The sequence below is a fragment of the Streptomyces sp. NPDC057616 genome (assembly GCF_042800575.1).
GTDB lineage: Bacteria > Actinomycetota > Actinomycetes > Streptomycetales > Streptomycetaceae > Streptomyces.
This window is the reverse complement of record NZ_JBHVGU010000001.1, coordinates 377,682-400,374: the sequence shown is the minus strand read 5'-3', so window position 1 is coordinate 400,374 and position 22,693 is coordinate 377,682. Positions and strand designations below refer to the sequence as shown.

The 22,693-nt window shown below is 74.5% G+C and carries 16 protein-coding genes; 2 read left to right on the top strand and 14 right to left on the bottom strand.

Translation table 11 applies throughout. The annotated features are described in order from the left end of the window. Window positions 1-468: 468 nt before the first annotated feature. The 6 genes from ACFU97_RS01830 to ACFU97_RS01805 form a co-directional block, all read right to left on the bottom strand. On the bottom strand, window positions 469-750 hold the full coding sequence (locus tag ACFU97_RS01830; RefSeq protein ID WP_384249466.1) for a hypothetical protein: 282 nt from the start codon (window positions 748-750) through the stop codon (window positions 469-471). A 262-nt stretch (window positions 751-1,012) separates the two neighbouring features. Next, window positions 1,013-1,501, bottom strand: coding sequence for a hypothetical protein (locus ACFU97_RS01825; RefSeq protein ID WP_384249464.1), 489 nt, complete (start codon window positions 1,499-1,501; stop codon window positions 1,013-1,015). Between the two features lie 62 nt (window positions 1,502-1,563). Further along, window positions 1,564-2,961: an FAD-dependent oxidoreductase gene (locus ACFU97_RS01820; RefSeq protein ID WP_384249462.1), complete on the bottom strand. Its 1,398-nt coding sequence runs from the start codon at window positions 2,959-2,961 to the stop codon at window positions 1,564-1,566. Further along, on the bottom strand, window positions 2,954-4,144 hold the full coding sequence (locus ACFU97_RS01815; protein ID WP_384249459.1) for an MAB_1171c family putative transporter: 1,191 nt from the start codon (window positions 4,142-4,144) through the stop codon (window positions 2,954-2,956). Before ACFU97_RS01815 ends, ACFU97_RS01820 begins: the two co-directional genes overlap by 8 nt. After that, window positions 4,144-4,749: a toxin gene (locus ACFU97_RS01810; RefSeq protein WP_384249457.1), complete on the bottom strand. Its 606-nt coding sequence runs from the start codon at window positions 4,747-4,749 to the stop codon at window positions 4,144-4,146. Before ACFU97_RS01810 ends, ACFU97_RS01815 begins: the two co-directional genes overlap by 1 nt. Next, on the bottom strand, window positions 4,746-5,402 hold the full coding sequence (locus ACFU97_RS01805) for a hypothetical protein (protein WP_384249454.1): 657 nt from the start codon (window positions 5,400-5,402) through the stop codon (window positions 4,746-4,748). Before ACFU97_RS01805 ends, ACFU97_RS01810 begins: the two co-directional genes overlap by 4 nt. A gap of 622 nt (window positions 5,403-6,024) precedes the next feature. Between ACFU97_RS01805 and ACFU97_RS01800 the strand changes: the two genes are divergently transcribed. Further along, the gene (locus ACFU97_RS01800; protein ID WP_384249452.1) at window positions 6,025-6,984 is read left to right on the top strand and encodes an anti-sigma factor RsbA family regulatory protein; all 960 of its coding nucleotides are present in this window, start codon (window positions 6,025-6,027) and stop codon (window positions 6,982-6,984) included. A 27-nt stretch (window positions 6,985-7,011) separates the two neighbouring features. On the opposite strand, the gene ACFU97_RS01795 is transcribed toward ACFU97_RS01800, so the two are convergent. The 6 genes from ACFU97_RS01795 to ACFU97_RS01770 form a co-directional block, all read right to left on the bottom strand. Next, a complete protein-coding gene (locus ACFU97_RS01795) occupies window positions 7,012-8,469 on the bottom strand; it encodes a GAF domain-containing protein (protein WP_384249450.1) in 1,458 nt (485 codons plus the stop codon). Window positions 8,470-8,488: 19 nt separating this feature from the next. After that, window positions 8,489-9,529, bottom strand: coding sequence for a rod shape-determining protein (locus ACFU97_RS01790; protein ID WP_384249447.1), 1,041 nt, complete (start codon window positions 9,527-9,529; stop codon window positions 8,489-8,491). Between the two features lie 179 nt (window positions 9,530-9,708). Then, entirely contained in the window at window positions 9,709-13,005 is a 3,297-nt protein-coding gene (locus ACFU97_RS01785) for an SAV_2336 N-terminal domain-related protein (RefSeq protein ID WP_384249445.1), read from the bottom strand. Then, on the bottom strand, window positions 13,005-14,009 hold the full coding sequence (locus ACFU97_RS01780) for an AAA family ATPase (RefSeq protein ID WP_384249442.1): 1,005 nt from the start codon (window positions 14,007-14,009) through the stop codon (window positions 13,005-13,007). Before ACFU97_RS01780 ends, ACFU97_RS01785 begins: the two co-directional genes overlap by 1 nt. A 34-nt stretch (window positions 14,010-14,043) precedes the next feature. Next, window positions 14,044-15,711, bottom strand: coding sequence for a trypsin-like peptidase domain-containing protein (locus ACFU97_RS01775; protein WP_384249440.1), 1,668 nt, complete (start codon window positions 15,709-15,711; stop codon window positions 14,044-14,046). Further along, a complete protein-coding gene (locus ACFU97_RS01770; protein WP_384249438.1) occupies window positions 15,708-16,058 on the bottom strand; it encodes a CU044_2847 family protein in 351 nt (116 codons plus the stop codon). The genes ACFU97_RS01775 and ACFU97_RS01770 overlap by 4 nt, the downstream gene beginning before the upstream one ends. A 232-nt stretch (window positions 16,059-16,290) precedes the next feature. Here ACFU97_RS01770 and ACFU97_RS01765 point away from each other — a divergent pair, with 232 nt between their 5' ends. Beyond that, complete coding sequence (locus tag ACFU97_RS01765; RefSeq protein ID WP_384249436.1) at window positions 16,291-19,899, top strand: S8 family serine peptidase; 3,609 nt, start codon at window positions 16,291-16,293, stop codon at window positions 19,897-19,899. Here ACFU97_RS01765 and ACFU97_RS01760 read toward each other — a convergent pair. Together ACFU97_RS01760 and ACFU97_RS01755 are read right to left on the bottom strand one after the other, a co-directional pair. Further along, window positions 19,874-21,229, bottom strand: coding sequence for a carboxyl transferase domain-containing protein (locus tag ACFU97_RS01760; RefSeq protein WP_384249433.1), 1,356 nt, complete (start codon window positions 21,227-21,229; stop codon window positions 19,874-19,876). The genes ACFU97_RS01765 and ACFU97_RS01760 overlap by 26 nt on opposite strands. Continuing rightward, a complete protein-coding gene (locus ACFU97_RS01755) occupies window positions 21,222-22,667 on the bottom strand; it encodes an acyl-CoA synthetase (protein WP_384249431.1) in 1,446 nt (481 codons plus the stop codon). Before ACFU97_RS01755 ends, ACFU97_RS01760 begins: the two co-directional genes overlap by 8 nt. Window positions 22,668-22,693: the final 26 nt, after the last annotated feature.

Genomic DNA, 22,693 nt, shown 5'->3' with positions numbered 1-22,693 from the left:
TTGCCGTCCCACTCCACATCCGCCAGCGCTTTGCGGGAAGCCTCCGCGGCGTCGTCCAGGCCACTGGCCAGGTGCCGCCACTTCTTCGCGATCTCGCGTACCCCGTCCGGGTCCACCGCCGGATCCGTGAGACCCAGGAACTCCAACTGGGTGGCGAGAGTGTCGCCGAACATGTGGTTGTACTTGTTGATCCCAGTGCAGCGGGTTGATGTCGACCATGATGCTGCCGCTCAGCCCCTCTGACCCCGGGCCGCGGCCGGGATCAGCAGCTGCTTTGTCAGGTCCGACATGTCACCCGCCCCCGTACTTCACTCTGTGCACATGCCAACCCACGACATTAGAGAGAGGGGGTATGCGGCAGGTATGGCGAGCGCCAAGGGCGTGTAAAGATCGTCAACACGTTGGACGCCGGACAGGCGGTCAGCGCTGTGGCTGACCGCCCTTGTTGTCCGGTGAGGTGCGGCCTTGTCAGAAGGCCTTGTTGTCGCAGCCCATCTTCGAGCCGAGCTGGGCGTTCTGGGCCGCCGGGTCGCCCTCGCCGTTGAGGCCGTTGCCGAGTACGCCGTCGAGCAGGCCGACCGCACCGAGGATGTCGATGTTCAGGTCGTGGGAGCGGCAGGTGGTGCTCTGCTGGACGCTGACCTGACCGCCGCCCGGGCCCGTGCCGTCGGCGTGGGCGGTGCCGGCGGCCAGGATGCCGACGCTGCCGAGGGCGGCGAGCAGGACGGCGGCCTTGTGAAGCTTGTGCATGTCATCTCCGGTGAAGAGGTAGATGCGAGACGCGAAGGATCGACTCCTTACAGCCACCGGAGATTAGTGACAAACGTCCCAAATGGTCCCAGGGCGCGCCGGTGTTCATCCGGGGCGTCGGCGGGGGAAGAGGGCGCGGCGGGTGGGAGTGGGGGAGGGGGCCGGTCAACGGGTCTGCCCGCAAGCGGAGTTGAGGGAAACGCCTGGTGCGGGCGGGTGTTGGGTGGGGTGTGGCAGGCGGGTGGCCTGTGGGCGCGGTGAGTTACGCCGTTTCGGCGCGCAGGCCGTCGCGCAGCCGCCGGAGGTCGTCGGCATGGCGGCCCAGGCCGTTGAGGCGCAGCCGGGCGGCCTCCGTGCGCGGGGTCGGGTGGAGGGTGAAGGCGAGGTTCAGGGACTCGCGGAGCATCCACAGGTCGTAGGCCAGCAGCCGGGACGCGTGGGCCTGGACCGCCACCAGGTCCGGCTCGGTGAGATGCAGGTCCTGCAGGCGGGCGCGCAGCCGGTGCAGGGCGATGCTCTGCTGTCCGCAGGAGCGGGCCGTCTGGCGGGAGACCGGGCCCGGTTCGCCGCAGGCCGCCACCGCCGCGTCGGCCGGCGTCTGTGCGCTCACCGCCTCGTCCAGGACCGTGAGCAGGCCGTGCAGCTGGGCCGGGCGCGAGGGGCGGGCCGCGGCCGGGTGGTGATGGAGGCGCGCCAGGGTCCGCATGGCACGGTGCCACGGCGCGGTGCCCGGGGGTGGGCGTCTGCGCATGCCTCCAGTGTGCGCCTGTGCCGCCGGTCCCCGGCAGCCCCCGGTACGGACGGAAAAGCCGGTCAGGGAGCGGTCGACCGGCGTTCCTCGTCGGTCAGCGGCGGGCTCTGGAGGTGCGGCGTGCGCGGGCCGAAGAGCAGCGGGATCAGCATGTCCGGCGAGAACAGGCGGGGTGCCGGTTTCGACAGGCTCATGACGTCCAGCAGGGCGCCCAGCGCGCGCGGGCTGCGCGCGCCGGTGGCGACCGCGCGGTCGATGAACCGGCTCAGGCCGCGTTCCACCGCCGTCGGGGGCGTGCTCGCGGCGCCCGGGTAGAACACGTCCTGTCCCACGGCCAGATTCCAGGCGGCGCCGACCGGGCGGGCCGCGGCGCGCTGCAGGCGGCGGGCGGTGCCGGGGGCGGTGAGCGCGGCCGAGCGCAGGACGGCGCGGACGGCGAGCGCGCACTGGGCGGCGACGGTGACGCCGTGGCCGTAGACCGGGTTGTAGCCGGCGATGGCGTCGCCGAGGACGGTGAAGCCGTCGGGCCAGGGGCGCATCTTCTCGTAGTAGCGGCGGCGGTTGGCGGTGCTGCGGGTGGTGACGACGCCGCCGAGCGGCTCGGCGTCCTTGATCAGTTCGCCGATGACGGGGTCGCCGAGCGTGAGGGCGAAGTCCGCGAAGGCGTCGGCGTCGGCGGTGGGTTCGCCGCCGCGGGTGCCCGAGAGGGTGACGATCCAGCGGCCGTCCTCGACGGGCAGGATGATGCCGCCGCGCCCGGGCGCCTTCGCCGGGTTCGCCTGGACGTTGACGATCGGGAAGGCTCCGGCCGCTTCGCCCGGGGCCCGGTAGAGGCGGGTGGCGTAGGCGACCCCGGCGTTGACCTCGCGCTCGGTGACCTGGGGCAGGCCGAGTTCGGTCAGCCAGCGCGGGGCCTGGGAGCCGCGGCCGGAGGCGTCGACGACGAGGTCCGCGGTGAGGGTGAGGTCCTCGTCGCCGGTGCGGACGCGGACGCCGGCGACGCGGGTGGCGTCGCCTTCCAGGGACAGGGCGGTGGTGTTCGCGCGGAGCGTGACGCGGTCGTCGGCGAGGACCCGGGCCCGGATCACCGCGTCGAGCAGGTCGCGCGAGCACACCAGGATGCGGTGCTCGGTGGAGGTGAAGCGGCGGAACCAGACCTCGTTGGGGGCCCGGGAGACCATGTCGCCCATGATGTGCGGCAGATGGGCGCCGGCGTCGACGATCTCTCGCACCAGCCCGGGCAGCAGCGCGTCGAACGCCCTTACGCCACCGGTCCACACGAGGTGCGCGTGCCGTGCCTGGGGGACGCCGCGGCGCGGCTCGGGCCGCTCGGGGAGCGTGTCGCGCTCGACGACGGTGACGTCGGCGAACTCGGCGAGCGCCGCCGCCGCGAACAGGCCGGAGATGCTGCCGCCGACGACGACGGCACGGGGCCGGCGGGCGGTGGGTCTGTCAGGCATGGGTGCTCGTGCTTTCTGTGCTGTTCAGCCGTCGCCGGAGGGCGTCGACGGTGTGCGGGCGGCGCAGCGCCCGCGAGACGGACTCGAGGTCGCCGGTCACCAGGGTGCCGGTCGGTGCGGAGCCGGCGCCGGCCGCGCCCGGCGCACCCGCGCGCCGGGCGTCGACGGCGGCGAGGACCACGACGGCACCGGCCGTCCCGCGCGCCCTCTCCTCGTCGTGGTCGAGCAGCGCGGCCTCGTAGGCCCGGTGGTAAAGCCCTTGGTCGAAGTACGGGTTGAGCAGGCGCAGCGCGTCGTGGATGCGCTGGCGGCGCTGCATCAGACGCAGGTCCAGCGGGGCCCACAGGCCGAGGCGGGCCGGTGCCGCGGACGCCCCGAGGACGTGCACCGCCCGCGACAGCGGCCGTAGCCGCAGGTGTTCGCGCTGGTCCCGGATCCACCGCTGGAAGAACGGGCCCACCTGCGGCACCAGGAATCCGAGCGCCACCAGGGCGGCCTCCAGGAGCGCGAAGGGCGGGGCCGCCCGGGTGCTCAGGCCGTCCCAGTCGGTGCCCGACCAGCGGGCGCCGATCGCCGTCAGCTTCGCCGCGTCGAAGAGCAGGCCGGAGGCGAAGCCGAGTTGGAGCAGGACGACGCCGGTGCGCAGCCAGCGGTTCTCGATCTCCGGGAACCACTTCCACAACATGGAGGCGGCGACCAGGGACGACACCATGTGCGCGGTCAGGTAGAGCAGGATGTGCTCGCGCATCCACGGAGTGCCGGCGTAGTAGGTGTCCAGGTCGTAGATCCGCGGCTCGGGCGCGTGCGCCAGCAGGAAGGTCCCCCACAGGGCGACGACCACACCGGCGTAGACCCAGTAGATACGGCGCATCCGGCGCCGGCGGCGCTCCGAGGGCTCCTCGCGCCAGCGGATGATCATCGTCAGGCCGGTGGCGCAGAACGCGGTGAGGAACGAATACGCCCAGGGCGAGGCGATGTTGGGGACGCCCGTCAGCTCGTTGAGCCGCTGGATGTTGACGGGGGTGATGACGACGAGGACGGCTGTCGCCCAGGTCAGCAGCAGGGTGGTGGCCCGTACGTCGGGGTCGCGCCAGGCGCGCACGAACGTCGGGAGCTTGACCAGCAGCGCCGTCGCCAGCAGCGCGGTCGGCACGGCGTAGGGGATGTGGAAGTGGTCGGCCATCAGAGCAGGCGCCCGCCGCGGTTGCTCAGCGACAGGTTGATACGTCCCTCCACCGTGGCCGGCGTGACCGGGCCCTGCGCGTACCGGCCCGTCATCCAGGTGCGCACCTCACGGGCGAACAGCAGGCCGAACGTCTCGGCGTCCACCTCGTGGTCGTCGGCGCAGGCCGAACGCGCCGCCACCGTACGGCAGACGTCGCGGGGCACCTCCTCGGAGGCGAGGATCTGCCGGGCGGCCCGGCGCAGCAGCTCGGGGGTCCGGCCGCCGTCGAGGGCGCGGGCGGCCGCCGGGCCGACCGGGTGGTCCTCGCAGGAACCCTGCTCCTCGTGCCACAACTCGTGTCCCAGGATGACCAGTTGGGCCTCGGGGACGGTGCTCTCCTCGACCACGATGATGGACCGGTCCCCGCAGTCCAGGCGCATGCCGGAGACCGGGATCTCCGGCGGGAACGCCCGGAACACCAGCTGTACGGGCCGCTCGACGCGCACGCTCATGGCGTGGCAGAACCCCTCCATCACGGTCCGCGGCTCCGAGGGCCGCGGGACGGACTTCGACGCCTCCCGGCCCAGCGCGGCGAGCAGGGACTTCATCGCCCTGGTGGTCATCGCAGGCTGTCCCTCTCCAGCGCCTCGCGCGCCGGCGCGTCGTGCGGGACCGCGGAGCGGATGACGCCCTCCAGCAGGCGGTCCAGCTGCTCCGGGGTCATCGCGCCGTGGCGCCGCAGGTCCGCGGCGCGTACGCCGTAACGGTCCATCAGGGCCCGTACCGGATCCGGCTGTTCGGACCGGCGCTCCAACGTCCGCAGGGCGGGCTGCAGGACGCGTTCGAGGGCGTCGGGGGCCGGGGCGGTGAAGAACGCCTCGCCGCCCTCGACACCGAAGAACTCCACCAGTCCGTGCAGGAATTCGACGCTCGGCACCTTCTTGCCGGCGCAGACCTGGCGGGCCCAGTACTCGGAGACGCCCAGATGGGCGCGGACGTCGGCGGCGAGATCCGACATCCGGCCGCCCGTGCGGGCCAGATGGGCCTCCGCGAGGGTTCTCAGCCGGGCGCAGACACGGTCGTTGACCTTGTCGGCCGGGGTGGCACCGCCCGCCAGCAGGGTGCGCACGGTGCTTTCGGGCAGGGCCGTCCTGGCGGCCAGTTCGCGTGGGTCGAGCACGTCGGACCGGGTCAGGCCCTGCTCGTCGGCGAGTGCCTCGAGACGCCGAAGGGTCTCGGGGAGGTGTGTGGGCGGCTCCACCATGTGCTTCGTCATGCGTTCCCTGAGCCCGGCTCGACAGCTGTGTGTGGCGCCTCGCAGCCTAGGGCCAGTTTCGCCTCTCTCAACGATCGTTTATCGGCCAAAAAACGATCGTTGAACGGTCAGCGGGTTACAGCGACCGGATCGCAGGAGAAGAAGAGAGGGAGAGACGCCTAGGGGGCGTCTCCTCCCCGGGGAGTAGCGGACGGCGGGCCCGCTCCTGCTGCGGAGGCAGTGCAGATGCCTCCGTGGGCACGATGTGCCGGAGGGCCGCGCGGACCAGGCTGGTTCACATCAGCCAGTAGGCCGAGAGGCTCGAGGAGGGCGTCATGAACCGCCAGATCCGTGTCCGCGTCATCCGCCGGCCCAGCGCGCCCCGCGACACCCCGATCGACCGCAGGACGCCTTCGGGACGGGTGCTGCCGTACTGAGCGAAGGCCCCTCGTACCGAGCGAAGGCCCCCAGGTACTGATGCGAAGGTCCCCCGGGACCCGTGCGAAGGCCCCCCATCTGGCCGGAAGCGATCGTGCCGATCGCGCGGCCGGTCGTGCCGGGGCCTTCGCGATGTCCGGGAATGCCGGTCGCGACCCGGGGTAAATGGGTCGTACATGGACCGACGTATCGAGGTGATCACGTCATGAGCGTGACCGAGTGCCGCACCGGCCCGCTCCCCGCCGTCGACCCGTTCGTGCACCCGGCCCTCTTCTACGCCGACGCGCACGAGTACCTCGCGGGCACGCTGCCCTTCGTACGCGACGCCCTCGCCGCCGGCGAGCCCGTGGCGGTGGCCGTGCCCGCGGAGAACCTCGCCCTGATCCGGGACGGGCTGGGCGCGGACGCCGGCGCCGTGCAATTCGTGGACATGCGGGAGGCGGGCCGCAACCCCGGCCGGATCATCCCCGGTGTGCTGCGCGCCTTCGCCGACGCGCAGCCGCCCGGCACCCGCGTCAGCATCGTCGGCGAACCGGTCTGGGCCGGCCGGGGACCCGCCGAGTACGCCGCCTGCGTCCAGCACGAGGCGCTGATCAACGACGCCTTCCGCGGCCGGGAGGCCACCATCCTGTGCCCGTACGACACCCGGCGGCAGGCCCCGCACGTCATCGCCGACGCGCACGCCACCCATCCCACCGTCGTACGGGGCGGCTCCGGGCGCCAGGAGAGCAGCCGGGCCTACGCGCCCGCGGACGTCGTGGCCCGCTACAACCAGCCGCTGCCGTCCGCGGCGCACGGGCCGGCCTTCCGCTTCGAGGAGGAGTCGCTCGGCGACGCCCGGCACTTCGCGGCCGACGAGGGCGCGCGGCTCGGCCTGACCTCCGCGCGGCGGGGCGATCTGGCGCTGGCCACCGCCGAGCTGGCCACCAACAGCGTGGTGCACGGCGGGGGTTCGGGCACGCTCGCGCTGTGGGCCGAGGACGGGCACGTGGTGTGCGAGGTGCGCGACCGGGGCCATCTCACCGATCCGCTGGCCGGGCGCCGGCCCGCCTCCCGCGAGCAGCGCGGCGGCCGCGGGCTGCTGATGGTCAACCTCGTCGCGGACCTCGTCCGCATGCACACCGGGCCCGGCGGCACCACGGTCCGCTGCTGGTTCGCCCGCTGACCGCCCGCACCCGCCGCGCCCGGCCGGTCACAACGGGGCCTCCCACGTCACGGTCGTGCCGGTCCCTCCGTCCGCGGAGCCCTCGGGCTCGGTGCCCACGTCCGCCGCGGCCCCGTCCTCGGTACCGCTGCCGCCGTCGTCGCGCACCGTCAGCCGTACGCCGGCGCGGCCGTCCGGGGGCTTCGCCGTCACGTCCACCGCGACCTCGATACGGGAGACGCCGGGGCGGCGGGAGGCGGTGGCGAGGGCGCGGCGCAGGGCGTCGAGGAGGCGGGTGGCGACCCGGCCCGGGACCCGGCTGTCGACGGGGCCGGTGAACCGCGTGGACGGCTGGAAACCGAGGACGGCCGCCGCGCCCGCCGTCTCGCGGAGCACCTTGCCGCGGAAGGTCGTCGGCGCCTCGGCGGGCGGCTGCTGGAGGGCGAAGATCGCCGTACGGACCTCCTGGACGGTCGACCGGAGTTCGTCGACGGCCCGCGCGAGGGTCTCCTGGACCTCGCCGCCGGGGCTTCTGCGCTGGGTGGACTCCAGCATCATGCCGGTGGCGAACAGCCGTTGGACGACGAGGTCGTGCAGATCGCGGGCGATGCGGTCGCGGTCCTCGAAGACGGCGAGGCGCTCGCGGCTGTGCTGCGCGTCGGCGAGCACGAGGGCGACGGCCGCCTGGTAGGCGAACTGGCAGGCCAGCAGCCGCTCGACGGCGGTGTACGGCCGGTCGCCGCGGCGGCGGGGCAGGGCGAGCGTGCCGATGAGCCGCCCGTCCGCCTCCAGCGGCAGCATCATGCTGGGCCCGAACCGGTGCCGCACATGCGTGGTCATCCGGGGGTCGGTCGCCGAGTCGTCGATGAACACCGGTTCCCCGCCCAGGAGTTGTTCGAGGACCGGGCTGCCGGGCCGGATGGTGGCGCCCACGATGTCGCCGGGGTCCTCGTACGTCGACGCGGTCACGATCTCCATGCCGCCCTCGTCGGTGCGCTGCAGGATCACGCCCGCCGCCGCGTCGGCGAGGATCCGGGCGCGTTCGGCGACGGTGGTCAGCGCGTCGGCGGCGCTCTCGCCGGTGAGCAGGGCGGTGGTCACGGCCGCGGCGCCCTCGATCCAGCGCTCGCGCTGCCGGGCGGCCTCGTAGAGACGGGCGTTGCCGATGGCGATGCCGGCCTGGGTGGCGAGGACGTGCAGCAGCTGCTCGTCCTCGGCGGTGAAGGGCGCGGCGTGCCGCTTCCCGGCGAGGTGCAGGTCGCCGAAGTGCTCGTCCTGGACGCGGATGGGCACGCGCAGGCTCTCGGGGCAGCGGGGCACGGCCCCCGGGGTGCTGATCCCGGTGAGCCCGTCGCGGCCCGGGTCCACGGTGTCGAGCGCCGCGTGGCGGGCGCCGGTCAGTTCGGCCGCGCTGTCCACGATGTGCTGGAGGGTGGTGCGCAGTTCGAGGTCGGTACCGACGCTGAGGACGGCCTCCAGCAGGGGCGGGAGGCGGGTGCCGGCCATGCCGCGCCGCTTCCGGGGCTCATTTGCTCGCGATCGGTTCGAGCGTCAGCGGCTCGATCTTGCCCTCCAGCATGTAGCCCAGTCCCTGCACGGCGCAGATGTCGGGCCGTTCGGCGATGTGCACGGGCAGCTTGGTGGCCTGGCGCAGCATCTGGTCCAGGCCCGGCAGCAGGGCGCTGCCGCCCACCATGGTGATCCCGCTGTCGACGAGGTCGGCGACCAGGTCGGGCGGGCAGCCGCGCAGCACCCGGCCGATGCCGTCGAGCACGGCGGTCAGCGGGGTCTCGATCGCGTCGCGCACCGCGGCGGTGTCCACCCGCACACTGCGGGCGAGCCCGGTGGCGACGTCCCGCCCGTGGATCTCGGTGGACTCCGGGCCCTGGCGGGTGAGGCCGTTGCCGGACAGGGCGATCTGCAGCGGCCGTACGGACTGGCTGGGCAGCATCAACTCGTGCTCGTGGCGCAGGTGCTGGACGATCGCGTGGTCGACGGCCTCCCCGCCGACGGGGATGCGCTCGGCGGTGACGATCGAGCCGAGCGAGAGCACGGCGACCTGGGTGGCCGCCGCCCCGCACACCATGATCATGGTGGCCTCGGGCTGCTCCACGGGCAGTCCGCAGCCGACGGCGGCCGCGATCAGCGTGTCCACGAGCTCCACGCGGCGCGCGCCGAGCCCGACGAGCGTCTCGACGGCGGCCCGCCGGGCCAGCGGATCGGCGTCGTGCGGGGTGCAGGCCGCGGCGCGCAGGAAGGGCTTGCGGCGCAGCGTGCGGCGCATCTTGTCGCCGAGCAGCTGCCGCAGCATGCGCTGCGCCATCTCGATGTCGACGACGGTGCCGCCGGAGACCGGGCGCACGACGCGGATGTAGTCCGGGGTGCGGCCCTTCATCTTCTCGGCGAACTCGCCCACGGCGATCAGGGCGCCGGTCCGTGTGTTCACGGCGGCGGCGGACGGCTGGTCGACGACGAGGCCGGAACCCTTGACGTAGACGCGGGTCCGGGCCGCCCCCAGGTCGACGGCGAAATGGCAGCGTCGCAGCTGCTCCAGACTGGCGGTCATACAAGGTCCTCCCGAGAGCGCAGACCGTGGAGGTGCCGCCGGGCGGCGGGCCTCATAGGCATCGTGCGGCTGCCGGGGTGGGGCGCGCCTTTTATGGGGGGCCGGGCGGGGGTGCCGCTGAATGGGGGTTTTGCGGCTTATGTCCCGATGTAAATCCAAGATAAGCACGCGCATGGTGGTTATAGGGAGCGGGCCGCCTCCAGGAGGGGAGCCAGCGAGGACACGGTCACGTCGCAGCCTGCCTCGCGCAGGCTCTGGCCGATGGTCGGATTGCGGGCCAGGCCGATGAAGCGCAGGCCGAGCTGCTGGGCGGCGGTGAGCTCCGCGACGGTGGAACCGATCATCACGCCCGTGGGCGCGGGCGCGCAGGGGGAGGCCAGAGCGCGCAGCAGGCAGTCCGGGTCGGGCGTCAGCCGGCCGAGGTCGGCGGCGCGGCCGTGGAGGCCGGACAGCGGGAGCCGGTAGGGGTCCAGATAGCGGTGCGCCGCAGGCTCGCAGACGTCCGTGACCACGGCGACCCGGCGGCCGGAGCCGTGCAGGGTGCGGACGAGGACGACGCAGTTGTGGGTCAGGGGGGCGACCGGGACGGCCTCCAGTTCGAGCTGGTCGAGACGGTCGCGCAGCAGCGGTCCCAGCAGGTCGTGGGCGAAGGCGCGCAGCAGGTCCAGCGGATGCGGGAACATGCCCTGCTCGGCGGCGCTCGGCAGCGGACGGCCGGCCGGCGCGTCCCCGGGGTGGCGGTGTTCGGCCACCACCGAGAGCAGAGCGAGCACGGCCTCGTGGGCGGTGTGCGCCGAGAACAGCCGGGTGACGGGTCCGTCGAAGCCGAGCAGCACGGTCTCGGCGCCCGCGAGGAGGTCGGACGGCGACCGGGGCGCCGGGCCGTGCGGGGCCGGGAGCCGGGACCCCTCCGCGGCGAGCTGCACCGAGTACGAGACGGCCAGCCCCGGCACCGGCCATCGGTGCAGGCCGGTGTTGACCGCGCGCTGGGCCGCGCCCGCCCGGCGCAGGGGGTGGCGGCGGGTGATGCGGCCCGCCGCGTCCAGCAGATGGTCGAGCAGCCGGCCCGAGACGCGGGCGGTCTCGCTCCGCACGAAGGCGACCGGGTCGGCGACGTGCCAGGACAGCGCCACCGTGGCGGCGAAGGCTCCCTTGCCCGAACTCGGCAGGGACACGTCGTGCGCGGCCTGGTGCGTGGTGAGGTCGACCTCGTAGTACGTGGTGCGGCGCGGGGGGCGGGTGCCGAGCGGCTGGGCCGGGTTGAGGAGGGTGAGCGGGCCGTCGGGGCGGGTGTGCACGATCGCCGTACGGCCCGGGGCGGGGATGCCCAGCCGGCGCAGGTCGTGGGCGAGGAACGGCCCCTTCACCAGATCCCGTTCCTCGGGCTCGGACCCGCCCGAGTGCAGCGGGTGGTACCAGGCGACCGGCGAGGTGTCCGGCGCGCCGGCGAGCAGCGGCCGGAACCGCGGTCGGTCGAGCGCGGCGGAGCTGGCCGCGAACTCCTCGTACCAGGAAGGGGAGATGACGACCAGGACGTCGGCGGTCGTACGCTCCTGGAGCGTGCGGACCTCCGGCGGCAGGACCGGGTCGCCGGCGCCGGCCGTGTGCCAGAACGTCACCCGCAGCCGTGGCGTGCCGGGCGGCTGGGCGACCACGTCGGCCAGCTCGCGCAGGCCGGCGACGAGCACGGGCAGGGCGTAGCCGCCCGGTTGCGACCGCACCAGGTAGCCGTCGTCGCGCACGCGCACCTCCCGGTGGGCGAGGGCTGCCCGGTCGAGGATGCGGGTCACCGCGTACTCCAGGGCGATCCGGGCCTCGGGGCGGCCGGTGAGGTCGTCGGCCTCGAAGAGGACGGCGGGGCACGGCGGTTCGGGCGCGGCGCTCTCCGCCACGGGCGCGTGCACCGGCGCTCCCGCGAGCCGCCGCACGCTCTCCGCGCTGACCGTCGCGAACGCCTCGCCGTCCGCCGCCGGTTGCGTACCAAAGGACGCGGGCGTCGAGGCGACGAACTCGCCCGGTGCGCGTCCCGCACGGTGGTCGATGAGGCCGCCGACCCGGTCGAGGAGTGCGGTGGTGCGGCCGCGGGCCGAGCGGGGGAGGCTGCGCAGCAGCAGCTCGCGCACGCCGTCGCGGAAGGCGTAGGAGCCGGTCGGGCCGGGGACGGTGGTGAGCATGCCGCTGAGGATCACCTCGGCGAGGTGCTGCGGCCGCGGGTCCGGCTCCAGCGCGGCGTGCACCAGCCGCATCACCGGCAGGTCGGGCCGTCCGAGGGCGAGATGCCCGGCCAGCCGGAACGCCTCCGAGGACGCGGTCGCCCGGAACCGCAGCACCAGCTCCTCGGGGGAGAGCAGCCCGACGTCCGTACGGTCCTCGGAGGCGTCCGCCGGGCGGTCCAGCAGGGCGACGGCGGCGGGAAGTTCGGCGCCTCCCGGGGCGGCGAGCAGCGCCGCCCAGTTCGCCAGCCAGCGGGGGTCCGGCTCCATCACGGGCAGCGGGACGGCCGGCATCGTCCGCGCCTCGTACGACGTGAAGCACAGCGCCGCCGTGGGCGCCGCCGGATGCGGCGCCGACAGCCGGCCGGGCGTCGTCGGCAGGGCGGTGTCCCGCCACAGGTGCTCCGGCAGCGGCTGTACGACGGCCAGGGGCATCCGGCGTGCCCAGCGGCGCAGCGTGTCGTACCAGCGTGTGCCCGCCGGGCCCTGCCGCCACTGCGGGCCCATGCAGTCGCTGATCAGCAGGGTGACGGTGCGGCCGTCGGCGGGTGCGTGGACCGCCCCGCCCCGCACCGTGCCGTCGGGCTCGGCCCGCAGCGCTGTGACCGTGCGAAAGACGCCCGACTGGGCCAGCACCGTGTGCAGTTCGCGGATCAGCGGGCGCCAGACGGGCATCGTGGGACCGGTGTCGTGGACCAGGTTCAGGCGCAGCCAGCGCTCCCGCGTGGGGCGCATGACCGGGAGCCACCACTCGGGGTCGGCGCCGAGGCGGGCGATGCGGTCGGCGGTGGCGTGCTCGTCCAGCTCGTGGCCCGCGGGCGCGGCGACCCGGCGCTTGAGCGGGCGCAGCGCCCGCTGCAGGCCCAGGGGGCGGCGCAGCATCGGTGGCGACGGGGCGAGCAGGGTGGTGTGCGGACCGCCTGCCCCGCCCGCCGTGGCGTCGCCGCCGTGAGGGAGGTGAAGAGGCGCGCGCGGGGTGTCCCCGTCCCTTTCCCCGTCCCCTGCCCCTCCCTCTCCCCCTTCCCCGTCCCCGGAGCGGGGCGGCGCGGTGTCCCGCGGTCCCCGGGGAGGGGAAGGCGCGGTCTCGGACGGGTCCTCGGCGGGGCGCGCCTCCCCGGCGGGCGACTCCGGCGCGGCCGGCTCCGGCGACTCCATCTGCCCCGCCAGCCAGAGCAGTTCGGCCAGTTCGCGGGGGCTCGGGCGGGGGCCCGGGCCGGCCTTGGCCAGGAGGTCGGCGAGGCGGGACAGGGAGTCGCCGGGCATCAGAAGGCGTCCGTCTGGGCGGCCTCACCCAGATACGGCATCAGCCGCTCGGCCAGCTCGTCGAGGGACTCCGCGCCGAGGTCGGAGGAGCGGGCCAGGTAGATCGCGTTCAGGAGCTGGTCGGTGGCCAGGTCGCCGCCGCCGACCCGGGACAGGAAGCGGCTGATCAGGGTCTGCGCGTAGGCGTCGGGCTCCTGGTCGAAGTGGGCGCGGACGATCGCGGCGAGCTGGCCGTCGTCGGGCTGGCGCAGCCGCAGGGTGACGCAGCGGCGCAGGAAGGCGGGCGGGAACTCGCGTTCGCCGTTGCTGGTGAGCACGACGAACGGGAAGGCGCGGCAGCGGACCCGGCCGCGCTCCACCGGCACCCGCTCGCCGGTGCCGTCGACCATGACCTCGGCGGTGGGGGTGGCGCGGGCGCCGCGGACCAGTTCGGGGATCTCGTACTGGCCCTCCTCCAGGACGTTGAGCAGGTCGTTCGGCAGGTCGAGGTCGCTCTTGTCGATCTCGTCGATGAGCAGGGCGCGCGGACGGGCGTAGGGGAGGAGGGCGGTGCCGAGGGGGCCCAGGCGTAAGTGGTCCTCGATACCGACCTCGGCGTCCGGGGCCTGCCGGGCCGCGTACAGCCGGGAGAGCGGGTCGTACTGGTAGAGGCCGTCGTGCAGGGTGCTGCGGCTGGTGATGTTCCAGCGCAGCACCGGGCCGAGGCGCAGTTCGCGCGCGACCGCGTACACCAGGGAGGACTTGCCGGTGCCGGGCGGGCCGGTGACCAGCAGCGGGCGCCTCAAGTAGAGGGCGGCGTTGACCAGTTGGACCGTGTCCTCGGTGGCCCGGTAGGTCGTGGCGCGGTGGGCGCGGTCCGGGGAGACGGCGGAGGCGTCGGCGGCCTCGTCGGGCGTCCGCACGACGGGCGTGCCGTCGAACGCGCGCCACGGCGGGGGCGGCGGCAGCCGGGTGATGCCGTCGTGCGGCTCGTTGCTGCCGGTGTAGACGGGCCACAGGGGCATGGATCTTCACTCCGGGGGGTGGGGCTCGGGCTGTTCAGGCGACGGGCGAGTGGAGGGAGGCGGCGGGCTCGGGGAAGCAGCGGGGGTCGTCCCACAGCAGTTGCACGTCGCGCGCCCAGTGCCGGTCCGGCTCCTCGTCGGCCTCCGCGGTCTCGCGCAACTCCATGACATGGCGCGGGAGTTCGGCGGGCGGCACGCCCGTGAGGCGGTCGGAGAGCTCGTCCAGGAACGTCGCGCCCGGGCAGGGGCCGTCGTGCGGGGAGCCGGTGCAGCCGGTGCGCGGCCACAGCAGCACCGCGACCGGGGTGTTGAGGCCGACCTCGAAGTGCGGCGGGGCGCCGCTGGGCGGGAAGGAGAATCCGGTCAGGTCCGCGTCACCGTCGCGCAGCCGTTTGCGCAGGCTCTGCGGCCGCTCCGTGGTGCCGCAGTCGACGCGGTGCAGGTGCGCCCCGGGGGAGGTGTCCAGCTTCTGCCACCGCTTCGCCAGCTGGTGGCGCAGCCGTCCGCTGCGGTGCCGGGAGCGGTCCACGACGACCAGCGGATAGGCGCAGCCGAGCGGAGTGGTGTCGTCGGCCCCGCACTCCCAGTGCGCCACCGGCTCGTTCAGCCACTCGCGCGGCAGTACGAAGGTGATCAACTCCTCGGCTTCGGGAGCGAGTTGGGTGAAGGCCTCGTCGATGCGCTCCTGCACCCAGGCGCGTACGGCGGCGCGCGGCAGCCGCTTGGAGCCGACCCGTCTGCGCTGGCCGTCGCGGTAGGCGGAGACCTCGACGGTGACCTGGTCCCCGCCGGCGCCGCTGCGGTCCATCTCCACGACGATCGGCGACCACACCGGCGCCGCGGTGCGCCGTGCCCGCGGGGCGTCCAGCATCTCCTGGAGCCGGTCGGCGAACCGGGTCACCGCCTCGCCGTCCTGCACCTCCCACTGCACATACCCGGCCGCCGCGCCGAGCGAGGCGAAGCCGCCCTCGGGCAGCTCCGGTCCGAAGGGGCCCACGGCGTCGTTGAACAGGCGGTCGGGATCGCAGTCCGCGCCCTCGGCGACCGCCCGCCGCACCAGCCCGTACAGCCGGCGCACCGCCTCCTGTCCGTGGTCCGGGGCGGCGATCAGGGCGCCCAGTTCGGGCCAGTGGCGCGCCATGACCTGGGTGGGCAGCATGCGGCCGACCCGACCGTCCCGCGCGCCCGCGATGGTCGACACCATGCCCACCACCCGGCCGTCCGCGAGCGTCACGGCTGCCCCGCTGAACCCGGGGGCCAGCGCCTGCCCGTGGGCGGTGGCGGCCTCCAGTTGGCGCCACTCGTCCGAGACCAGGGTGCCGGGTACGGCGTGGTAGCGGGCGAGCATGCCCTCGTCGTAGCCCTTGGGGAAGCCGTACACGACCAGCGTCGGGGCGGGCTCGCCCGCGAGTTCGGCACCGGGTGGCGCGAACTGCGCCGGTTCCAGGGGCACTTCGCGGTCCAGTTCCAGGACGGCGAGGTCGCCGGGGTCGGCCGCGTCGCCCGCCCAGCCGCCGAGGAAGGCCACGGTGGCGGGCAGCGTTCCCAGGCTCCGGCTGTTGGGGAAGGACACGGTCACCGCGCGGGCGGCGCTCGCCCGGACGACGTGCGCGCAGGTGACCACGCGGCGGCCGGAGATCAGGAACCCCGCTCCGACCTCGTTGCCGCAGACGATCCGGGCGTGCCAGGCGATGCCGCTCATGACCGGGCGGTGGGCGCCGCGTCCGGCCGGGCCGGCCCCGGGGACCAGCTGAGTTTCACCACCAGGTGACCCTCGGCCGCGCCCTTGGCGATGACGGCTCCCGCCTCCGCGCTCAGCTTCACACCGAACTCCAGCTCCACCGCGTCGGGTCGGAGCGCGCCGTCCCGGAAGACCCGGAGCGCCGACTCGGCGGCCGCCCGCACGCCGTCCAGCGCGCTCTCGAAGGTGCGGGCCGCCTGCGCCGGCCCGTCGCCGCGGGAGACCATCCGGGCGCCGGGCCCCTCGTCCGCGCCCTCGACGACCACCAGTGCGCCGTCCTCGGTCTTGAACTCGACCAACGCGTCCATGTCGGTACCGCTCCCCCCGTGCTATGTGACGCAGGCAAACTCCATTGTTACGTACGGTGTTGGGCGCTGTCGCGCTTTCGGATGTGCCGTTTCGGTGAGGCTGGCGGGAAACCGCCAATGCGCCAATCCGCCAGCGCCCGAACCTCCCATCCACCACCGGCCCCCCGAGACTCTTCGCAGCACGCGACGGCGCTCGACGCGGCGGACGGCCGCGAGACGAAGAGAGGCGTGGATGAGCAGACGACCAGTCAGACGTGGGGCGGTCCTCCTGTCGGCGGGGCTCGTGATCGCCGTGTTGCCGGCCGGTGCGGGGGCGGCGGCCGGGAGCGCACCGGCCGCAACGCGGGCCGCACCCCCGGCGGCCGCCGCCCGGACCGTCACCCTCGTCACCGGCGACAAGGTCACCGTCACCGATCTCGGGCACGGGCGGAAGACGGTGTCCGTCGCACGTCCGCCGGGGGCGACCGGCGCCGTCCGCACGCAGACCGCGAACGGCGAGATCACCGTCGTACCGGACGAGGCACGCCCCTACCTGCGGGCCCACGCCCTCGACCAACGGCTGTTCGACGTCAGTGAGTTGATACGGCAGGGGCTCACCGACCAGAAGACCGGCGAGCTGCCGCTGATCGTGACGTACGACAAGGGGGCGAAGGCCGTCACCCCGCGGTCGTCCGAGCGGACGCGGACGCTGGCCAGTGTGCGCGGGGCCGCCGTCCAGGCCGACAAGGGGCGCGCCTTCTGGCGGGCGTTCACCGAGCAGGACGGCGTCAAGGCGCTGTGGCTCGACGGGCGCGTCACCGCCGACATGGCCGAGAGCAACGCCCAGATCGGGACGCCGACGGCCTGGGACGCCGGGCTCACCGGCAAGGGGGTCACCGTCGCCGTCCTGGACTCGGGCGTCGACACCTCCCACCCCGACCTCGCCCAGCGGGTCTCCGTCACCCGGTCCTTCATCGAGGGCGAGGATGTCGCCGACCGCAACGGCCATGGCACGCACGTCACTTCGACGGTCGGCGGCAGCGGGGCCGCCTCCGGCGGGAAGGAGAAGGGCGTCGCCCCGGACGCCACCCTCGCCGTGGGCAAGGTGCTCAGCGACCAGGGGTCGGGCAGCGAGTCCCAGATCATCGCCGGGATGGAGTGGGCCGCGCGGGACGTGCACGCCAAGGTCGTCTCCATGAGCCTCGGCTCCACCGAGCCCAGCGACGGCACCGACCCCATGGCGCAGGCCGTCGACACCCTCTCCGAGGAGACCGGCGCCCTCTTCGTGATCGCCGCGGGCAACACCGGCGCCCCCTCCTCCATCGGCTCGCCCGGCGCCGCCGACGCCGCGCTCACCGTCGGGGCCGTCGACGCCGACGACCAGGCCGCCTACTTCACCAGCGCCGGGCCGCGCTACGGCGACAACGCCCTCAAGCCCGACCTCTCCGCACCCGGCGTCGACATCCTCGCCGCCCGGTCCCAACTCGTCGACGGCAGCGGCTACTACACCACCATGAGCGGTACGTCGATGGCGACGCCCCACGTCGCCGGAGTCGCCGCCCTGCTCGCCCAGGAGCACCCCGACTGGAGCGGCGCGCAGCTCAAGGACGCCCTGATGTCGACCTCCGCACGGCTCGACGCGTCCGCCTACCAGCTCGGCGCGGGCCGGGTGAGCGTGCCCGCCGCCGTCCGGGCCGACATCACCGCCACCGGGAGCGCGGACCTCGGGTTCTACGGCTGGCCCTACCCCGCGAACACGCCGGTCACCAGGACCGTCACGTACACCAACTCCTCGGACAAGGCAGTGGAGTTGAACCTGTCGGTCGAGGGCGCTCCGGCCGGTGTCGCCACACTCGCCGACACCGCCCTCACCGTCCCCGCCCACGGCACCGCGTCCACGACCGTCACCGGTGACGGCTCGAAGGCCGCCGTGGGCGACACCAGCGGGCAGATCGTGGCCTCGGTCGCCGGGACACCCGTCGCGCACACCGTGTTCGGGCTGGTCAAGGAGGAGGAGCGGTACACGCTCACCGTCCGGGTGAAGGACCGCGACGGCGCCGCGACCCCCGCCGACCTCGTGGTGCAGCAACTGGCCGAGGGCGCCGACGCGACACCGGCGCACGTCGGCGACTCCGGCATGCTCGCGCTGCGGCTCCGGCCGGGCACGTACAGCCTGACCTCCTTCCTCGACGTGCGCGGCAGCCACGGCGCCGACTCGCTCGGCCTCGGCTTCCTCGCGGCGCCCGAGATCACCCTCGACCGGGACCGCGCCGTCACCCTCGACGGACGCAGGCTGAGGGAGCTCAGGGCCGTGGTCGACCGCCGTACCGAGACCCGGCAGCTGCTCATGGAGTACGACCGCGACGCGAACGGCTCCGACCTGTTCGGTGCCGTCCAGGTGCCCGTGAAGTACGACAGCGTCTTCGCGGCGCCGACCGCCAAGGTCACCCAGGGCGGCTTCGAGTACCGGACCGTGTGGCGGCTGGGCAAGCCGCAACTGGATGTCAAGGGCGTCGGCGAGGCGGTGGTCCAGCCGGGCGGCACGCTCGTCGAGGGACACACCGTGCTGCCGCTCGTGGACGTGGGCAGCGGGCCCTTCGACGGGGTCCGCGGCAAGGCGGTGCTCGCCCGCCTCGCCGGCGGCGCCGATCCCTCCGCCCTCGCCCAGGCCGCGCAGGACGCGGGCGCGAAGGCGCTGTTCGTGACCGACGACGCCGCCGGCCGGCTCAACACCTGGTGGGGCGGCGACGACAACAGCGACCGACCGCTGCAGATCGCCACGGTCAACGCCGCCGACGCGGCACGGCTGCGGGCAGCGGGCCGCGCCGACATGACCGGCACCCGCAACACCCCGTACATGTACGACCTTTCGCAGGGGCACCGCGGCGCCGTGCCGGACCGCGACCTGACCTACGCGCCGGGGGGCCGTGAACTCGCCACACTGGACACGAAGTTCCACGCCGCCCGGCCGGTGGACGGGGGCGAGTTCCGGTACTCGATCACGGACACCTTCCCCATCGGCCTCGGCTTCCTGGAGCGGATCGACTACCCGGCCGAACGCACCGACTACGTCTCCACCGGCCCCGGGCAGCTCTGGCACGAGTCCGTGACGGCCGCCGACGGCGCCCTGGAGGAGCGCAGCGGACTCGTCGACTACGACGGCGGCACGCACCGCACGCTCGACTGGTTCCGTCCCGTCTGGCATTCGTGGCTCGGCACGGGGCTCGGCTGGGGGCAGCAACGCGCCGGGAACCAGCTCCAGTTCAACACGCCCGGCTGGGGCGACTCGGGGCCCGACCACACCGGGTTCGGGGACGTGTGGAGCGACGGCAGCGGGATGTCGCAGACCACCGAGGTCTACCTCGACGGCACGCTCGTCGACCGGCGCACGGGCTCCGGCGCGTACGTCTACGACGCGCCCGCCGACGAGCACACCTACAAGGTCGTCACCGACACGGCGCTGGACGCCGGCCGCTGGAAGCTGTCCACCGAGGGCCACGCCGAGTGGACCGTCCGGTCCGCGGCCACCCCCGACGACCGCTGGACCTTCCTGCCCCTGATCAACCTCGGACTCGACGTCGGCACGGACCTCAAGGGCGACGTGCCCGGCGGGAAACGACTGCCGGTGGGGGTCTTCGCCGAGTACGTGAAGGGAGCGCCCGGCACCGGCACGATCGGCGGCCGGACGCTCCAGGTGTCCTACGACGACGGGACGTCGTGGCGGGCGGTGCCGCTCACCGGCGGCCGCGGCACGCTGACCGTGCCGCGCGACGCCTCGTACATCTCCCTGCGGGCCTCGGCCGCCGACGACCGCGGCGGCTCGGTGACGCAGGAGATCATCCGGGCGGTGGGGGTGCGGTAGCCCCTACGACGCCCCGGACGACACCCAGCTCCACCAAGTCCTGCGGACGGATGCGGAGTTGGTCCGCGGTGGACTCGACCCGGGCGGGCGGCCGCTTCAGGATGGCGGCCGCGAGCTCGGGCGCGATGACCGAGAAGTAGCTGTCCGGGGTGGCCCAGGTGCTGCCCGGCGCGGCCAGCGCCAGCGCGCCGCCCGAACCGCCCTCGCCGATGACGAGCGTGGTGACGGGCGTGCGCGCGGCCGCGACCGCGGCGAACACCTCCGCGATCGCGGCGCCCGCGCCCTGCCGCTCCGCCTCCGCGTCGTTGGCCGCCCCCGGGGTGTCCACCAGCGTCAGCACCGGGATGCCCAGCCGGTCCGCGAGGCGGATCAGCCGCGCGGCGGTGCGGTAGCCGGCGGGACGCGTCGCGGTCCCGGTCTGCGCGGCGTAGGCGACCGTACGGCCCTCGTGGTCGCCGAAGCCGCAGAGCATGCCCTCGGGATCGGCGCCGCCGCAGCGGTCGCCGCCGAGGACGGTGCGCCGGCTGAAGTAGGCGTCCAAGTACGCCTGCGCGCGCGGGCGTTGCGGGGAGCGGGCCCGCGTGACCGCCGCCCAGCCGGTGTCCGGGAGACCGGCCTCACCGAGGGCCGCGGGCACGGGCGCCTCGCTCGCCGGCGAGGTCAGCAGCCGAAGCCAGGTGCCCAGCGTGTCCCGCAGCTGCGACGCGGGAACCACCGCGTCCGCCGACCCCGCCGCGACCTGCGCCTCGGCCGTGTACGCCGCCGTGTCCGCGCCGGGCGGCCGGACCCGGGAGCCCGCGAAGCCGACCTGGGCACCGGGCAGGGCGAGGATCACGTCGGCGCCCGCGCCCAGGGTGGCCCAGCCGCCGCCGGTCGTCGGGTCCCGCAACACGGCGATCTGCGCCAGCCCCGCCTCCCTGGTGAGCACCGACTGCCGCGCCAACCGCTGGAGCTGGGTCAGCGCTAGCATGCCCTCCTGCATCCGGCTGCCGCCCGTCGCCACCAACGGCACCACGGGCAGTCGGTGTTCACGGGCGTGGACGTACGCCGCCTCCAGCCGGTCGCCGGTGCGCTCGCCGAGCGAGCCGCCGAGGAAGCCGAACTCGAAGGCGATGAGCACCGCCCGCGTGCCCGCGACGCTCGCGGTGCCGCACACGACGGACTCCTGCTCGCCGGTGCGCTCGGCGGCACGGGCGCGCGAGGCGTCGTAGCCCTCCCAGGCGAGCGGCCCGTCGGGCCCGGACCCCCTTGCCGGACAGGGGAGTTCGGCGAAGGTCGAGTCGTCCGCGACCAGCGACAGGAACGCGCGGGCGGAGAGACGCTCAGTCACGGGTCAGCGCCCGCTTCATGATCTTCCCCATGTCGTTGCGGGGCAGCGCCCCGAGGAGGTGGACGACGCGCGGGCGCTTGTGCGGGGCGAGCCGGCCGGCCACATGGTCCGCCAGCTCCTGCGCGCCCGGAGGCGCCTCGGGGTCGGCCGGCACCACCCACGCCACGATCCGCTCACCGAGGTCCGCGTCCGGCTCCCCGGTGACGGCCGCCTCCCGCACCCCCGGATGCTCCAGGAGCGCGTTCTCGATCTCGCCCGCCCCGATCTTGTAACCCCCGCTCTTGATCAGGTCGGTGGCCTTGCGGCCGACAATGCGGACGTAGCCGTCGGGGTCGCGCACCGCCATGTCCCCGGTGCGGAACCAGCCGTCCGGGGTGAAGGCCGCCTCGGTCGCGTCCGGCCGGTTGAGGTAGCCGGTGAACAGGTTCGGGCCGCGCACCTGGATCTCGCCCACCGTCTCCGCGTCGTACGCGCTGATCGGCGACCCGTCCTCCTCCACGAGCCGCAGCTCGACGCCCGGCAGCGGCACGCCGACCGTGCCGGCGCGCGCCTCGCCGTCCGCGCGCACGCTGGTGTTCATCAGGGTCTCGGTCATGCCGTACCGCTCGACGACCCGCCGGCCGGTCGCGGCCGCGATCCGCTCGTGGTCGTGGACCGGGAGGGCGGCGGAGCCGGAGACGAGCAGCCGGGCCCGGCCGAGCGCCTTGGCCAGCTCCGGCTCCTGCGGCAGGGCCTGGGCGATCCGGTGGTACATCGTCGGCACCCCGAACAGCATGGTCGCGCCGCCGTTCAGCTCGCGCGCCACGCCCTCGGTGGAGAACCGTCCCAGATGCCGGACGGAGCCGCCGCGCCGCAGCGGGCCCAGGATGCCCAGCACCAGGCCGTGCACATGGAACAGCGGCAGCCCGTGCACGAGCACGTCGTCACCGGTCCACTCCCAGGCGTCGGCGAGCGCGTCCAGCGTCGTGGCGATCGCCCGGCGGGGCAGGACGGCGCCCTTGGGCGGGCCGGTGGTGCCGGAGGTGTAGACGATCAGGGCGGGGTCCTCGCCGGTGGCGGAGGGCGCGGGGCCGGGGCTCCCGCCGCCGCGCACGTCCACCTCGATACGCGGCAGGTCCGCGAGTACGGACGGCAGTTCGTCACCCGCCGCGGCCAGCACCGCGGACGGCGCGCTGTCGGCCACGATGTGCCCGAGCTCCTTCTCGCCCGACTTCGGGTTGAGCGGCACCGCGGCCACTGCGGCCCGCAGCGCCGCCACCACCGCCACGGCGGTCTCCAGCGCCGGGGTGGCCCACACGGCGACCCGGCCCCCGAGCGGGAGCCGGGCGGCCAGGGCGGCGGTCGCGGCGGCGAGCTCCGCGTAGGTCAGGGTCCGGTCGCCGAAGGTGAGGGCGACCTCCTCGCTCGGGCTCTCCAGGGCGGCAAAGAGTGGGGACACGCGAAGCACTCCATCCGTACGGGGCG

What these genes read in the sequence shown, in the direction of transcription:
- ACFU97_RS01790 (WP_384249447.1), bottom strand. Translation starts at nt 9,529, where the DNA reads ATGACCGCCAGTCTGGAGCAGCTGCGACGCTGCCATTTCGCCGTCGAC.
- ACFU97_RS01780 (WP_384249442.1), bottom strand. Translation starts at nt 14,009, where the DNA reads ATGCCCCTGTGGCCCGTCTACACCGGCAGCAACGAGCCGCACGACGGC.
- ACFU97_RS01820 (WP_384249462.1), bottom strand. Translation starts at nt 2,961, where the DNA reads ATGCCTGACAGACCCACCGCCCGCCGGCCCCGTGCCGTCGTCGTCGGC.
- ACFU97_RS01765 (WP_384249436.1), top strand. Translation starts at nt 16,291, where the DNA reads ATGAGCAGACGACCAGTCAGACGTGGGGCGGTCCTCCTGTCGGCGGGG.
- ACFU97_RS01815 (WP_384249459.1), bottom strand. Translation starts at nt 4,144, where the DNA reads ATGGCCGACCACTTCCACATCCCCTACGCCGTGCCGACCGCGCTGCTG.
- ACFU97_RS01770 (WP_384249438.1), bottom strand. Translation starts at nt 16,058, where the DNA reads ATGGACGCGTTGGTCGAGTTCAAGACCGAGGACGGCGCACTGGTGGTC.
- ACFU97_RS01825 (WP_384249464.1), bottom strand. Translation starts at nt 1,501, where the DNA reads ATGCGCAGACGCCCACCCCCGGGCACCGCGCCGTGGCACCGTGCCATG.
- ACFU97_RS01830 (WP_384249466.1), bottom strand. Translation starts at nt 750, where the DNA reads ATGCACAAGCTTCACAAGGCCGCCGTCCTGCTCGCCGCCCTCGGCAGC.
- ACFU97_RS01775 (WP_384249440.1), bottom strand. Translation starts at nt 15,711, where the DNA reads ATGAGCGGCATCGCCTGGCACGCCCGGATCGTCTGCGGCAACGAGGTC.
- ACFU97_RS01795 (WP_384249450.1), bottom strand. Translation starts at nt 8,469, where the DNA reads ATGGCCGGCACCCGCCTCCCGCCCCTGCTGGAGGCCGTCCTCAGCGTC.
- ACFU97_RS01785 (WP_384249445.1), bottom strand. Translation starts at nt 13,005, where the DNA reads ATGCCCGGCGACTCCCTGTCCCGCCTCGCCGACCTCCTGGCCAAGGCC.
- ACFU97_RS01805 (WP_384249454.1), bottom strand. Translation starts at nt 5,402, where the DNA reads ATGACGAAGCACATGGTGGAGCCGCCCACACACCTCCCCGAGACCCTT.
- ACFU97_RS01810 (WP_384249457.1), bottom strand. Translation starts at nt 4,749, where the DNA reads ATGACCACCAGGGCGATGAAGTCCCTGCTCGCCGCGCTGGGCCGGGAG.
- ACFU97_RS01800 (WP_384249452.1), top strand. Translation starts at nt 6,025, where the DNA reads ATGAGCGTGACCGAGTGCCGCACCGGCCCGCTCCCCGCCGTCGACCCG.